Source organism: Christiangramia sp. (assembly GCF_029937855.1).
GTDB lineage: Bacteria > Bacteroidota > Bacteroidia > Flavobacteriales > Flavobacteriaceae > Christiangramia.
This window is the reverse complement of record NZ_JAPYPC010000020.1, coordinates 1-13,934: the sequence shown is the minus strand read 5'-3', so window position 1 is coordinate 13,934 and position 13,934 is coordinate 1. Positions and strand designations below refer to the sequence as shown.

Annotated in this window: 14 protein-coding genes; 12 read left to right on the top strand and 2 right to left on the bottom strand. The window is 37.1% G+C overall.

Going from position 1 to position 13,934, the window contains the following annotated elements; translation table 11 throughout:
• The first annotated feature begins 78 nt into the window (after positions 1 to 78).
• Positions 79 to 1,965, top strand: a complete 1,887-nt coding sequence (htpG, locus tag Q1K34_RS11255) for a molecular chaperone HtpG (protein WP_300438817.1) — start codon at positions 79 to 81, stop codon at positions 1,963 to 1,965.
• A gap of 105 nt (positions 1,966 to 2,070) precedes the next feature.
• Positions 2,071 to 2,874, top strand: coding sequence for a DUF6503 family protein (locus tag Q1K34_RS11250; RefSeq protein ID WP_300438654.1), 804 nt, complete (start codon positions 2,071 to 2,073; stop codon positions 2,872 to 2,874).
• Positions 2,875 to 2,876: 2 nt separating this feature from the next.
• Here Q1K34_RS11250 and Q1K34_RS11245 read toward each other — a convergent pair whose 3' ends face one another.
• Positions 2,877 to 5,120 (bottom strand): response regulator, encoded by a 2,244-nt coding sequence (locus Q1K34_RS11245; protein ID WP_300438651.1) that lies wholly within the window; start codon positions 5,118 to 5,120, stop codon positions 2,877 to 2,879.
• A 148-nt stretch (positions 5,121 to 5,268) separates the two neighbouring features.
• Here Q1K34_RS11245 and Q1K34_RS11240 point away from each other — a divergent pair, with 148 nt between their 5' ends.
• Positions 5,269 to 5,628 (top strand): MauE/DoxX family redox-associated membrane protein, encoded by a 360-nt coding sequence (locus Q1K34_RS11240; RefSeq protein WP_300438648.1) that lies wholly within the window; start codon positions 5,269 to 5,271, stop codon positions 5,626 to 5,628.
• Positions 5,629 to 5,631: 3 nt separating this feature from the next.
• Complete coding sequence (locus Q1K34_RS11235) at positions 5,632 to 6,219, top strand: alpha-ketoglutarate-dependent dioxygenase AlkB (protein ID WP_300438645.1); 588 nt, start codon at positions 5,632 to 5,634, stop codon at positions 6,217 to 6,219.
• On the opposite strand, the gene Q1K34_RS11230 is transcribed toward Q1K34_RS11235, so the two are convergent.
• Positions 6,216 to 6,998, bottom strand: coding sequence for a S1/P1 nuclease (locus tag Q1K34_RS11230; RefSeq protein ID WP_300438642.1), 783 nt, complete (start codon positions 6,996 to 6,998; stop codon positions 6,216 to 6,218). The two genes, Q1K34_RS11235 and Q1K34_RS11230, sit on opposite strands and share 4 nt — an antisense overlap.
• A 120-nt stretch (positions 6,999 to 7,118) precedes the next feature.
• Here Q1K34_RS11230 and Q1K34_RS11225 point away from each other — a divergent pair, with 120 nt between their 5' ends.
• The 8 genes from Q1K34_RS11225 to Q1K34_RS11190 all read left to right on the top strand — a co-directional run.
• Positions 7,119 to 7,979 carry an SPFH domain-containing protein gene (locus Q1K34_RS11225; RefSeq protein WP_300438639.1) on the top strand — a complete coding sequence of 287 codons (861 nt, stop codon included), beginning with the start codon at positions 7,119 to 7,121 and terminating at the stop codon, positions 7,977 to 7,979.
• Between the two features lies 1 nt (position 7,980).
• Entirely contained in the window at positions 7,981 to 8,265 is a 285-nt protein-coding gene (locus tag Q1K34_RS11220; RefSeq protein WP_300438636.1) for a hypothetical protein, read from the top strand.
• 192 nt (positions 8,266 to 8,457) lie between these two features.
• Positions 8,458 to 9,396 (top strand): alpha/beta hydrolase, encoded by a 939-nt coding sequence (locus tag Q1K34_RS11215; protein ID WP_300438633.1) that lies wholly within the window; start codon positions 8,458 to 8,460, stop codon positions 9,394 to 9,396.
• 3 nt (positions 9,397 to 9,399) lie between these two features.
• Positions 9,400 to 9,570, top strand: a complete 171-nt coding sequence (locus Q1K34_RS11210) for an Arc family DNA binding domain-containing protein (RefSeq protein ID WP_300438631.1) — start codon at positions 9,400 to 9,402, stop codon at positions 9,568 to 9,570.
• On the top strand, positions 9,570 to 10,379 hold the full coding sequence (locus Q1K34_RS11205) for an HAD family hydrolase (RefSeq protein ID WP_300438629.1): 810 nt from the start codon (positions 9,570 to 9,572) through the stop codon (positions 10,377 to 10,379). Before Q1K34_RS11210 ends, Q1K34_RS11205 begins: the two co-directional genes overlap by 1 nt.
• A 68-nt stretch (positions 10,380 to 10,447) precedes the next feature.
• Positions 10,448 to 11,713: a DUF819 family protein gene (locus tag Q1K34_RS11200; RefSeq protein ID WP_300438627.1), complete on the top strand. Its 1,266-nt coding sequence runs from the start codon at positions 10,448 to 10,450 to the stop codon at positions 11,711 to 11,713.
• A 53-nt stretch (positions 11,714 to 11,766) separates the two neighbouring features.
• Positions 11,767 to 12,513, top strand: a complete 747-nt coding sequence (locus tag Q1K34_RS11195) for a DUF4369 domain-containing protein (RefSeq protein ID WP_300438624.1) — start codon at positions 11,767 to 11,769, stop codon at positions 12,511 to 12,513.
• A 170-nt stretch (positions 12,514 to 12,683) separates the two neighbouring features.
• Positions 12,684 to 13,934, top strand: a 1,251-nt coding sequence (locus Q1K34_RS11190) for an OFA family MFS transporter (protein WP_300438621.1), incomplete at its 3' end; no start/stop codon positions are given.

The window sequence follows — 13,934 nt, the reverse complement described above, 5'->3', positions numbered from 1 at the left end:
ATGCCAGTTTGGCAGCGAATCGTGAATGGTATTTTTTTTGAAATCAACTGGACGAATCAAAATTTTAAAATTTACAATATGGCAACCGGAAAAATAAATGTATCTGTTGAAAACATTTTTCCGCTCATCAAGAAGTTTTTATACAGTGATCATGAAATCTTTTTGAGGGAGCTTATATCAAATGCAACCGATGCTACTCTAAAACTTAAGCATTTAAGTCAGTTAGGGGAAGCGAATGTAGACTATGGTAATCCTTATATCGAGGTGAAGATCAATAAGGAAAACAATACGCTTCACGTAATAGACCAGGGAATTGGGATGACAAAAGAGGAAGTTGAGAAGTACATCAACGAAGTGGCTTTCTCTGGCGCAGAAGAATTCCTTGAAAAATATAAAGATTCTGCTAAAGACAGTGGCATTATTGGCCATTTTGGTCTTGGTTTTTATTCTGCTTTTATGGTAGCAAATAAAGTAGAAATAATTACCAAATCACATAAAGACGAACCGGCAGCCCACTGGATATGTGAGGGAACTACTGAATTTACGTTAGAAGATGCCGATAAGAAAGAGCATGGTACCGAGATCATTCTTCATATTAATGAAGAAGATAAAGAATTCCTGGAAGAGAATAGAATTCAGGAATTGCTAGTGAAGTATAACAAGTTTATGCCTATTCCGATCAAATTCGGAACTAAGGAGGAAACTTTACCACTTCCAGACGATGCAAAGGAAGACGCTAAACCGGAAACCCAAACCGTTGATAACATCATCAACAATCCAGAGCCGGCCTGGACCAAACAACCTACAGATCTTGAAGAAAAAGATTATAATGAGTTCTACAGGGAATTGTACCCTATGCAATTCGAGGAGCCTCTTTTCCATATTCACCTAAACGTAGATTATCCTTTCAACCTTACCGGAATTCTATATTTTCCAAGGATGACTCAGGATATGAATATTCAGAAGGATAAAATTCAGCTTTATCAAAACCAGGTTTTTGTAACCGATAATGTTGAGGGAATTGTTCCCGAGTTCCTAACCATGCTTCGTGGTGTAATTGATTCTCCAGATATTCCTTTGAACGTTTCAAGATCATACCTTCAGGCAGATGGTGCTGTAAAAAAGATCTCTAGCTATATTACCAGAAAAGTGGCAGATAAGCTGAAGAGTCTTTTCAATAACAATCGTGAAGATTTTGAGAAGAAGTGGAACGATATTAAGATCGTTATTGAATACGGTATGCTTTCCGAAGATAAATTCTTTGAGAAAGCCGAAAAATTTGCACTTTATCCAACAACCGAGGGAGACTATTATACCTTTGCTGAATTAGAGGAAGCAATTAAAGAGAATCAAACCGATAAAGACGGTAAGATGGTAGTTCTTTATGCTTCTAACGAGAATGAGCAGCATAGCTATATTGAAGCTGCAAAAGATAAAGGATATAAAGTTTTATTACTGGATTCTCCTATTGTTTCCCATTTGCTTCAAAAACTGGAAACCTCGAAAGAAAAGATATCTTTTGTAAGAGTAGATTCAGATCATGTGGATAATCTTATTAAAAAAGATGACGAGAAGATCTCCAAGCTTTCCGACGAAGAAAAAGAAAAGCTGAAGACGGATTTTGAAAAGGTAATTCCTGCTGAAAAGTATACGATCCAGATGGAAGCAATGGATAGCAACGCTGCACCATTGATCATAACCCAACCGGAATTTATGCGTAGAATGAAAGAAATGCAGCAAACCGGTGGCGGCGGAATGTTTGGAATGGGCAATATGCCAGAAATGTATAATCTGGTGGTGAATACCAATCATGACCTGATCAATACTATTTTAAACACGAAAACTGAGAAAAAACAGCAACGTCTTATAAAACAATCCCTGGATCTTGCCAGATTATCTCAAAACCTTCTGAAAGGAGAAGAACTTACCAGCTTCATTAAAAGAAGTTTTGAAATGGTTAAATAATCAAATCCCGAATAATTTTTTTAAACCGCTTTCTTTTTTGGAAGCGGTTTTTTTACACCCCTTTCTTTCGTACTTTTAAAAAAATTTCCTGTTATGAAACCTTGTATGTTGTTATTGATTTTCCTTTCCATCATAAGTTGTAAACAGAATAATTCTGAAGAAAAAATCCCTGTAGAACCAGATAATGGTATTGGCGATGGAGCGACACCTCCAAAAGTTTTTTCTTTTTCAGAAAATATTGAAGAAGCACACAACAAAACAGCTTTTATGATGAAAGAGGCTGTTTCATATGATATTAATTTAGAATTTGGAGGAAAAACAAGACTTGAAGGAACGGTAAGTATGACTACAAATTCTTCTAAAGTGAGATTGGATAAAGCGAACGGGACTTCGGTGATTTATGATGGCGAACAGGTTTATATCACCCCAGACACTGCAAAAGCTGATGGCGCTAGATTCGATATTTTCACATGGCAGTACTTTTTCGCCATGCCTTTTAAACTGACAGATCCGGGAACTGTATGGGAAGAAAAGGAACCTAAAATGTTAGACCGTACAAAGTATGATACTTCCAGGCTTAGTTTCGAGTCGAATGTTGGAGATTCCCCAGACGATTGGTATTTAATTTATAAAGATCCTGATACAAACCGCCTAAAAGCAGCTGCATATATCGTAACTTTTGGTACAGCTCAGGAAAAGGCTGAAGAAAATCCACATGCCATCGTATATTCAGATTATAAAAATATCAAAGATGTGGTTATGGCAACCCGCTGGAGTTTTCACAATTGGGATAGCGAAGAAGGTTTTGGAAAAGAACTTGGAGAAGCTCAAATATCAAATATAAAGTTTTTCTCTCCTGAAGATGATTTCTTTAAAGCCCCTAAAAAGGCCAAAAATATAACGAAGTAATATTATACTTCCTCTGGCATTCTTTTCATACTCAGATTCTTATAAATAATTTGGTAGAATTGCTGAACATCATAAGGTTTGATGATAATCCCCGTCATTCCAGCTGCCTGGATTTCCTCGCGAATTTCTTCCACCTCTACTGCTGTTAAGGCGAGAATTGGAATTTCTTTATTAAATTCCCTAATCTTTTTCGAGGCTTCCAGTCCTGAAATACCAGGCATATTTACATCCATTAAAACCAGATCAAAACTGGCATTTTTCACAAGTTCTATAGCCTTCATTCCATCTCCTGCCACTTCACAAATAAATCCTTTCTTTTCTAATATTCTGCGGGTTACCACCTGATTAATACGATTATCATCTACAATAAGTATCACCTTTTGATCTGAAAATTCTTTCATTGCCAAATCCCCCTTTATTTTAACATTTTCTGTCTTTGTAGTATCTACATCAAATAAAATGCTGAAACTAAAGCTGGAGCCTTCTCCTTCTTTACTCTCAAGCTTTATTTGGGAACTAAAAAGCTTTAACAATCTTTTTACAATAGGAAGTCCCAACCCGGTTCCCTGATAATTATAATTTGAATTATCTAGCTGGGAGAACTCTTCAAAAATTACTTTTCGTTTGCTTTCAGGAATGCCGGGACCATCATCCTTAATTTCAAAAAATATTTTAGATTGATCATTACTGGCTTTTAGCTGTTTCACCGTGAAATGGATATTTCCCCTTTCAGTAAATTTCATGGCATTTCCCACCAGATTCATTAAAACCTGGGAAAGCCTAATAGAATCTCCCATCAAAAATTCCGGGATATTCTCATCATATTCGAGATGTAATTGATTTTTATTCTGTACCCGGGTAAATTCAAAACTTTTTAAAATACTCTTTACCTGATCCCGAAGACTAAATGAGACTCTCTCCAGTTTCATTTCATTAGACTCCATTTTATTCATTTGAAGTACATCATTAATAAGGGCTAAAAGATAATCTGCAGAAAACTTCAGGGATTTTAAATCTGATTTATGTTTCCCGAGGCTTTCTTCTTCCAATAATAATGAGGTAATGCCTATCACACCATATAAAGGGGTTCTAATCTCATGACTAACCGTACTAAAGAAACGGGTTTTCATGAGCGAAAGGTTCTCAGCTTCTACCTTTGCTTCTTTATACTGCTTATTTTTATTCTTTAATTTGCTAATAAGATTTCTACGGTCACGGTTTATTTTATAAAGAAACACCAGAATAAAAACTAAAATAATGGAAGAAATCACCATCACTGCCATTTTCTCTTTAGATTTTTCTATAATATTTTCCTGATAAATCTGTTCCCGTTCGGCTATCTCAAGGTTTTTTCTATACTCACTTATATTGAACCTGGCATTAGCAATCTCCATCTGCCTTAGCTTCTCACTTTCAAAAACTTTAGAATTGTATTCATTAAATTTTAGCTGAGCCTGGTAAGCTCCTTCATAATCCCCTTTTTCTCCTAGCATTTTTGCATAAGCCTTAAAAGATTCTGCCGCCGGAAGAATCAGAGAATCCTTTACAGCAAGCTCAATAGACTTATCGAAAAAATAAGTTGCAGTGTCATAATTTTGTGTATGAGCAAAATATCTGCCATGCAACATATAAATCTGGGAGTATAAATAATCCTGTTGGTTTAAAGTCTCATGTTTATTTGAAGAATTTAAAGATTCTAATATTTGTAGAGCTTCTTTAATGTATGGATAAGCTTCTTTGTATTTTCCATTATCCAAATAAGTCCAACCAATATTGGATTTGGGAATTATAAGTTCAGAAGAATCATCTATTTTTTTTGCCAGCCTAATTACCTCATTATAATATTCAATACCTCTATTGATGGTTTCAGGAATTTCAGAGTAAATATTTCCTAAATTATTATAAGATCTCATCAGGATAGTATCATTTTCTACCATCTGCGCATATTCCAGACCAAGTGTATAGTTTTTTCGAGCACGCGCACTATCCTTTAGGTCTAAATAGACATGTCCTAAAGTGTTATAGGCATGGGAAACATAATAATTATTACTATCCTCTTTTGCTTCATTGAGCAGATGATGAGCATCTTCAATGGCCTGTTCGTAATGATATTCCTTAATGTGGCCAATAATTTCTTCCAGAATAGCCTGCAGAGAGTCCTTAGCTACGGAATGTTTTTCCTGCGCAGAACTGATGCTGCAGCAAAAAAATAATATTAGAAAAAAGCCAGGATATTTTATTATCAATGATTATAATTAGGTTAAATAATTAGATTTTGGACGCTGAAATTACTCTATTTAAAGAACTTACACAACATTTTTTTATTATAGACATTGATTCTGCAGAGTTTTTCTTAATTGCATAATTACCTTATATTGAAAAAAATTGCTCTGTATGATTTTCCCCTGGCACTTATATTTAATGGCTGCTATGTATATTTTCGCGGGTATATTTCATTTTATCAAACCCAGAATGTATATGCGAATAATGCCACAATATCTCCCCGCCCATAAACTGTTGGTATATTTAAGTGGTCTTGCGGAAATTGGCCTAGGGATAGGACTCTGTTTTCCCGAAACCAAAGATTTCGCCATTTATGGGATCATTCTGATGCTTCTGGTATTCCTACTGGTACATTTCTATATGTTATCTTCCAGGAAAGCTGCAGCCGGACTGCCAAAATGGGCTTTAGTTGTAAGATTACCCTTACAGTTTTTACTGATTTGGTGGGCCTGGTTCTATTTGCAATTCTAAGCTATGGAAAACGAAATTATTCATTTACCAGATGCTGAATTAGCGTATTTTCCGAATTTTCTGAATAAAAAAGAAGCTGATCATCTATACCATCACTTATGGAATTATACCGGGTGGAAGCAGGATACCATTAAACTCTTTGGAAAAGAGCTTTTGCAACCAAGATTAAGCATTTTATTTGGGGAAGCTGGTAAAGTCTATAAATATTCCGGACTCCGAATGCATCCTCAGGAATTTTCAGAAGAATTAAAAATGATCCAAACTAGATGTGAGACACTGTTTGCTCCCGTAAAATTTAATGTCTGCCTGGCAAATCTTTATCGTGATGGAAACCATAGCATGGGCTGGCATGCAGATGATGAAAAAGAATTAGGCGTAAATCCAGTAATTGCATCTATAAGCCTTGGAGCTGAAAGAATTTTTCATTTGAAACATACAAAGATTAAAACCGCCAGATATAAAATAAGGCTGCAACATGGCAGCCTTTTATTAATGAAGGGAACTACACAGGAATTCTGGAAACATCAGCTCCCTAAAACCCGGAAAATAGATTCCCCCAGGATTAATCTCACCTTTCGAAAATTACTTTAAGAATAAATGTTGTTCAAAATTTTTGCCAGACGAATGCCTCCTTTTTGTAATTGTCCCAATACGGTAGGCATATGCTCATACATATAGGAATATCCTAATTTATCACCATTTTCAACCCCCGCATAAAGATCTTCGGCCATGGCTCTGGACTCATAAACCCAGTCCAGTAATTCTCCTTTCTTAATAGATTGAATTTCAGATTTGGAAAGATTTTTTGTATTTATGGCCAATTCTGTATAACTCATTTGGTAAAAGTTGATCATTTCACTATCCCAAACCCTATGAATATTAGAACCTTCCTTAAACCATCTAACCTGAATATCATTTCCCCCTTTATCTTCTGCATGACCCGTATGAAATGGCTGATGCAAATCTCCTACAAAATGAACCAGCATTTTTAAGTAAAATTGCTTCTCTTGTCTGGAAGAATTTTCATCTTTTAAGACCTCTACACATTTTTTAATAGCCTGTACCAGATCCCCACTTTCGCTAGCTCTTTCAATTTCATATTTTTCAGACTCCGGATCTATATTTACGTAATGCCAGGGACCAAATTCCCTGTATTCAGGATCACTTTTAATATCATCGGCATAATTCGCTACAAATGCCAGCCCGTAACCATTTAAAAGCTCATCTATAGCTTTTTTAGCCTTCTTGTTCAAATGGTTTTCAGCAATTTCAGCCGTGGCGCGGTGTCCCGTTTTACCCCAGTCAGCATCATTCGCAAAAGAAATATTTATAAGAAATACAGCAATTAAAGATAGAAGCAGTTTTTTCATGTTCATTCAAATTTGATGCAAATATAATCAAGCTAATAAAAAAACCAGCGAAAATATTAAAAGCGTAATTTATTATTATATATTTATAATATCATTTTAATATCAAACACTATTTCAATTATGACACAGGAAAAATCGATGAAAGCTTTTAACGGCTATATAATGCTATTTGTATTTATTATATTCTTAATAGGAAGTATTGTAGGATTTACAGCTACTGGAAGTCCTATTTGGGCGATCACATTATTTATAGCGCTCCTAATATTACCGGGATTAATTTTGGTGAACCCCAATGAATCAAGGGTTTTATTGCTTTTTGGAGACTACCGGGGAACTGTAAAACGGAATGGTTTATTCTGGGTGAATCCTTTTTTTACGAAGAAAAAAATTTCACTAAGAGCTAGAAATTTTGATAGTGAGCGCTTAAAAGTAAACGATAAGTTGGGTAATCCGGTAATGATAAGCACTATATTAGTATGGAGGGTAATGGATACTTTCAAGGCTTCTTTCGATGTTGATAATTTTGAAAATTTCGTAGTTGTGCAAACAGATGCCGCCGTGAGAAAACTTGCCAGTCTCTATCCTTATGATAATTTTGCTGATGAAGGCCTGGATGAAGACATTACCTTGCGTTCAAGCATGAATGAGGTGAGTGACGCATTGGAAAAAGAACTGGAAGAACGACTGAATATCGCTGGAATCGAAGTACTGGAAGCCAGGATTGGTTACCTCGCCTATGCCAATGAAATTGCAAGTGCCATGCTTAAAAGACAGCAGGCCACCGCCATCGTTGCTGCAAGGCATAAAATTGTTGAAGGAGCTGTTAGTATGGTTGAAATGGCTCTGGAGGAACTCAGCCGGAAAAAGGTTGTAGATCTTGACGCGGAAAGCCGTGCAGCTATGGTAAGCAATCTTATGGTGGTATTATGCGGGGATAAAGATGCCACCCCGGTAGTTAATGCTGGAACACTTAATCACTAGAATGCGGAAATTTAGCGAAAATCAGGCCTTTAGACAATGGTGGATGCTCTTCATTATGGGCCTCGCCTTGATCGGTAGCTGCCTGGTTCTTATTAATAGTTACGATAAATTGGCTCCAGTAACTTCAAAATTTATTGCATTTGGAGTGGTGGTACTTATTATTATCCTTTTCTGGGTCTTACAACTAAATACAAAGATTGACGGTTCTGGAATTAAAGCAGAATTTGAACCTATTAATATTTCAGAAAAGATTTTAAATGGAATGAAATTAGCAAATGCTATGTAAGGAAATATTCCCCTATTGCCGAATATGGAGGTTGGGGAATACGTGGCTTAGGTAATTCCAAAGCCTACAACGTCTCTGGAAATATAGGAATTCAAATGGTTACAAAAGACGGAAAAAAGTTCCTTATAGGAACTAATAAACCCGAAGAAGCAAAAAGGGTATTGAAGCATTATCAGGAAAATTTAGGGAATTATGAGTAAATATATATTGAAGGTTATTTTTTTAATCGTTTTCCAAACAGGATTTGCACAAAATATTAATTATGATGAGGTGGAATTAAAGATTAATGAGGTAACCGAAGGTACACTCACCAGCCCTTCAAATACAGAAGCTAAAAACCTGGTTATTTTCATCCAGGGTTCTGGCCCTACAGATCGGGATGGAAATCAGTCCATGGCCAAAAACGACGGTATTAAGAAGATAGCCCGTGAACTGGCAGAAAACGGAATTGCCTCTTACCGTTTTGACAAACGTATTTTTAAAATGCATGAACTGAAGCTTAAAGAAGAAGATCTTCATTTTAATGATTTTGTAAGCGATGTAGAAGACATCCTGGATTATTATAGAGAAAAAAACACTTATAAAAATTTAATAATCGCCGGGCACAGTGAAGGTTCCCTGGTAGGGATTTTAGCAGCAAAAGGAAGAGCAGACGCTTTCATTTCCTTAGCAGGTGCAGGGGAACCTATAGACAATATTATAGTAGAACAGGTTAATAAAATGGCTCCACAATTAGGAGAAAATGCCAGGAAGGCATTTAACGAACTCAAAGAACAGGGAAAAACGACCGGTTATAATCCTATGCTGGAATCACTCTTTAGATCCAGCGTACAACCTTATATGCTTAGCTGGATGCAGTACGATCCTTCCGAAGAAATAAAAGAGCTTAAGATACCTGTTTTGATCATCAATGGAACTTCAGATATTCAAACAGAACCTAAACAAGCCGAAATGCTCCATGCTGCAAGTGATAATTCTGAATTGGTGCTGCTTGAAAAGATGAATCATATTTTCAGAGAGGTGGAAAGTAACGATAGATTGGTAAATACTAAATCTTATAATGAACCAAACAGACCACTACATCCTGAATTGATCCCGATTATTACCGAATTTATCAAAGAACTTGAGTAAATTATGGGCAAAAAGAAAGCATTCGCATTAAGAGTAGATGAAGATATGCTAAAAGCTATTGAGAAATGGGCTTCTGATGAATTTAGAAGTACCAATGGACAGATTGAGTGGATGCTGAACAAAGCACTTAAAGAAGCCAAAAGAAACCCTAAAACCAAAAAGCAAGAAGAATAATGTTTAAGATTATTTTCTCCGACATAGACGGCACCCTGCTAAATGCCGACAGAGATCTTTCCGAATATACCATTGAAACCATTAAAAAACTTTCAAAAGAAGCGATCCCGTTTATTCTGATTTCGTCCAGAATGCCCGCTGCGATGAAACATCTTCAGAAAAAAATGGAGATTGAACACCTTCCTTTGATAAGTTATAACGGAGGTTTAATCCTTGTTGATGGCAAACCGGTGAGTTCAACCGAAATTCCTATCGAGATCCTTTCTGAACTTCATAAATTTAACCAGAAGCTTGATGTACATCTAAGCCTGTTTCATCATGATGAATGGTATGTTCCCAGAGATGATTTTTGGACACAGCGAGAGATTAATAACACAAAAATTCAACCAGAATTTAAAAGCAATCAACTTGTAATAGAGAAATGGCGAAAGGAAAATAAAGGAGCACATAAAATAATGGCCATGGGTGAGGAAGAAAAAATAGATGCTATTAAGGAGTTTCTCAAGGAGAATTTCCCTGATCAGCTACACCTCTATCGTTCCAAACCAACCTATTTGGAAATTGCACCAAGAACAATCTCGAAACTTACCGCTGTTCAGCATTTATTAGACAACCACTTTAAACTACCACTTTCTCAAAGCATGGCATTTGGAGATAATTATAACGATGTGGAAATGATAAGAGGGGTCGGAATGGGAATCGCAGTAGGAAATGCCAAACCAGAAGTTCTGGAAATAGCCCATATGGTTACTACTCCAGGGAAAGAAGATGGAGTTGCCAAAAGCATCATCGAATTACTCAAATTATAACTTCAAAATCTGGTATAGCAGGATATAATAAAAATTGTATTTTGCCGGCCAACCTATTCTAATTATATATGGAAACTACTACCGTCTTCACTAATGACGCTATAGTCTTTGGTTTGCTAATGATTGCGCTTGGATTTGTTTTTTACACCTCATCAAAAAAAGAGGGTTTTTGGAGCAAGTTCTATAAAGTGGTGCCTGCACTCTTAATGTGCTATCTCATCCCGGCAATCTTTAATTCTCTGGGTCTAATAGATGACGACATATCACAACTCTATTTTGTAGCCAGCAGATATCTCTTGCCCGCAGCACTGGTCTTAATGACCTTAAGTATAGATTTGAAAGCTATTTTTAACCTGGGTCCAAAGGCATTGATCATGTTCTTTGCCGGTACCATAGGGATTGTATTGGGTGGTCCCATTGCAGTTTTAATCATCTCTGCTATTTCTCCTGAAACCGTTGGCGGCGTTGGTCCTGATGCGATCTGGAGGGGACTTTCCACTATTGCCGGTAGCTGGATTGGCGGAGGAGCTAACCAGGCAGCAATGCTCGAAATTTATGAATATAACCCAGATCTCTACGGCGGAATGGTGCTGGTAGATATTGTGGTAGCAAACCTCTGGATGGCCATTATCCTTATGGGAATTGGTAAAAATGAAAAAATAGATTCCTGGTTAAAAGCTGATAATTCTGCTATTGAAGAATTAAAGGTAAAAGTTAGCGACTATGCTAAAAGTGTGACAAGAGTTCCGGAATTACCTGATTTCATGATTATGCTGGCACTGGCCTTCGGTGCCGTGGGGATTGCCCATTGGGGAGCTGATAATATTTCAGAATATCTTCTTGCCACTTTTGATGTTTTTAATGATTCAAAAAGTGCGCTCTCGTCTTTCTCTTCCCAGTTTTTCTGGATGATCACTATTGCTACTGCCATAGGTATACTCCTATCATTCACTAAAATGAAGAAATATGAAGGAGCAGGAGCAAGTAAAATTGGAAGTATTTTCATTTATATCCTGGTAGCAACGATTGGTATGAAAATGGACCTTACCATGATCCTGGATAACCCGGGCTTGATTGCCATAGGACTTGTTTGGATCTTAATTCATGTTATCGTACTTCTTGTAACTGCTAAAATTATTAAAGCACCATACTTTTTCCTTGCAGTGGGAAGCCAGGCAAATGTTGGCGGAGCGGCATCGGCACCAGTGGTAGCAGCAGCATTCCATCCATCTTTAGCTACCGTAGGTGTACTACTCGCCGTATTTGGATACGTGGTTGGAACCTATGGTGCTATCCTGTGTACAATTTTAATGCAAATAGCTGCCGGCAGTTAGTATTAAAAAGAAAATTATAAGATATTTGCGCTCTTTAAAATCTGAATTCGAAAATGAAAAAATTAGCTCTTCTTTTAATCATCCTGATCAGTATTACTTCCTGTTCTGAAAAAGAAAGCAATCTGGTGGTGAGTGGTGAGGTTAAAGGACTGAAAAAAGGAACATTGTACCTGCAAAAGATCGATGATACAAGTTTAGTGATTTTAGATTCGGTAGTGGTAGATGGAGACCCAATGTTTTCTATGGAAACCTATATAGAGAGTCCACAGATCATGTATTTATATTTAAATAAAGTAGATAACAATAAATATGATGACCGCATAAGTTTTTTTGCAGATGAGGGACAGGTAACCATCAATACAAAACTGGAAAAATTTGAAACCGGCGCAGAGATAATTGGTTCTGTAAACCAGGAGAAGTTGATGGAATACCGTAAAATGATCAGCAGGTTCAATGATCAGAATCTAGAACTTATCAAAGCTAGTTTTGAAGCTGAAAAAGCGCAGGATGAGGAGAAATTAATGGAAATCGATAAAAAATACGAAGGCCTCCTGAAAAGAAAATATCTATATACGGTGAACTTTGCAATTAACAATAAAGAGCACGAAGTAGCCCCGTATCTAGCACTTTCCGAAGTATTTGATGCTAATATTAAATATCTCGACACCATCTATAGTTCTTTAGCACCAAAGGTTAAAAAGTCTAAATATGGTAAAGAGCTGAAAGATTTTTTAAAAGAACGGCGTAAAGAAGAAAAACTGGAAGACAAAGTAGAGGCACAGTCTCAGAAAGATAACTAGGTAGCTAATTAATTCTGCCAGTAATATATTTAAAAGAGGAGCCAAATGGTTCCTCTTTTTATTTGCAGCAGTTTTTTATTTTGAATAAATAAAACAGCAATCAAGTTAGATTTCTGTTAATAAAAACTTATCATTGTTTCTATTTTTCATAAAATTTAGTCGAAACAACAATGATTAAAGGCAAAAAGAAGGAAAGAAATCTTAAAAACCGTTGGCTTATTGCCGCATCAGCGATAGCCATTCATGTTTCTATTGGTGCAGCCTACGCTTATAGTGTTTACACCCAACCATTAGTTGAAACCAAAGGCTGGTCTGTAGCTTCGGTCACCACAGCATTTACTATTATGATGGTTTTGGGGGGTGGTTCGGCAGCATTATTCGGAAGATTTGTTGAAAGAAGCGGTCCCAGAAAATCAGCCATGCTCGCTGCAATTTTATTCAGTTTAGGTCAGGCAGGTTCGGGTTTTGCCATTTCTATGGACTCCCTCACTCTTTTTCTACTTTCATATGGCCTCCTAAGCGGACTTGGCTTAGGAATTGGATATATTTCACCGGTATCAACCCTGGTTAAATGGTTTCCGGATAAACGAGGCCTGGCTACCGGGATGGCAGTTTTAGGCTTTGGAACAGGGGCTTTAGTTACTGCTCCGGTTGCGGCAAGTTTGATCCAGTCTATCGGAATAAGCTATACCTTTTATATCCTGGGAGTTTCTTATTTTTTAATGATGATGCTGGGAGCTCTATATATCGCTCCACCTCCTAAAGACTGGATGCCTGCAGATATGAAAGCAGCTGTTCTTGCGGGAACTCAAAAAGTGAAGAAAGATCTAAGACAGGCCACTGGCGGTGAAGCTGTAAAAACGAAACACTTCTGGATGTTATGGGGCATGATGCTTATTAATACCAGTGCAGGGATCATGATGATTTCTGTAGCTTCCCCTATGGCGCAAAATATCGTGGGCCTTTCCGCCGGAGCAGCAGCTACCATGGTAGGTTTAATGGGTATATTTAATGGTGGAGGAAGAATCGGCTGGGCCGCGGCTTCAGATTATTTAACCCGTCCAAAAATTTTCATCATTTTCTTTATCATTCAATTAATCGCGTTTATCACGCTCCCCATCACAAGCAGTGCCTTAATCTTTCAAGTGCTGATATTCCTGGTGGTAAGCTGCTATGGCGGAGGATTTTCTAATCTTCCAGCTTTTATAGGAGATCTCTTCGGAACAAAAGAGTTGGGAGCCATTCACGGTTATCTGCTCACCACCTGGTCCCTGGGAGGCTTGATTGGCCCTACCCTGGTTTCTCAGATCTACACGCGAACGGGGAGTTATATTCCAGTGTTCTATGTTTTTACCGGCGCGATTATCCTTGCGCTAATCTTAAGTTTATTGCTAAATAGAAGCATCAAAAAGGCAAAACAA

Bases quoted from the DNA above. Each gene is read 5' to 3' on its own strand.
- Q1K34_RS11195 (WP_300438624.1), top strand. From the start codon at position 11,767: ATGAAAAAATTAGCTCTTCTTTTAATCATCCTGATCAGTATTACTTCC.
- Q1K34_RS11240 (WP_300438648.1), top strand. From the start codon at position 5,269: ATGATTTTCCCCTGGCACTTATATTTAATGGCTGCTATGTATATTTTC.
- Q1K34_RS11250 (WP_300438654.1), top strand. From the start codon at position 2,071: ATGTTGTTATTGATTTTCCTTTCCATCATAAGTTGTAAACAGAATAAT.
- Q1K34_RS11235 (WP_300438645.1), top strand. From the start codon at position 5,632: ATGGAAAACGAAATTATTCATTTACCAGATGCTGAATTAGCGTATTTT.
- Q1K34_RS11210 (WP_300438631.1), top strand. From the start codon at position 9,400: ATGGGCAAAAAGAAAGCATTCGCATTAAGAGTAGATGAAGATATGCTA.
- Q1K34_RS11225 (WP_300438639.1), top strand. From the start codon at position 7,119: ATGACACAGGAAAAATCGATGAAAGCTTTTAACGGCTATATAATGCTA.
- Q1K34_RS11205 (WP_300438629.1), top strand. From the start codon at position 9,570: ATGTTTAAGATTATTTTCTCCGACATAGACGGCACCCTGCTAAATGCC.
- Q1K34_RS11200 (WP_300438627.1), top strand. From the start codon at position 10,448: ATGGAAACTACTACCGTCTTCACTAATGACGCTATAGTCTTTGGTTTG.
- htpG (WP_300438817.1), top strand. From the start codon at position 79: ATGGCAACCGGAAAAATAAATGTATCTGTTGAAAACATTTTTCCGCTC.
- Q1K34_RS11215 (WP_300438633.1), top strand. From the start codon at position 8,458: ATGAGTAAATATATATTGAAGGTTATTTTTTTAATCGTTTTCCAAACA.
- Q1K34_RS11220 (WP_300438636.1), top strand. From the start codon at position 7,981: ATGCGGAAATTTAGCGAAAATCAGGCCTTTAGACAATGGTGGATGCTC.
- Q1K34_RS11230 (WP_300438642.1), bottom strand. From the start codon at position 6,998: ATGAAAAAACTGCTTCTATCTTTAATTGCTGTATTTCTTATAAATATT.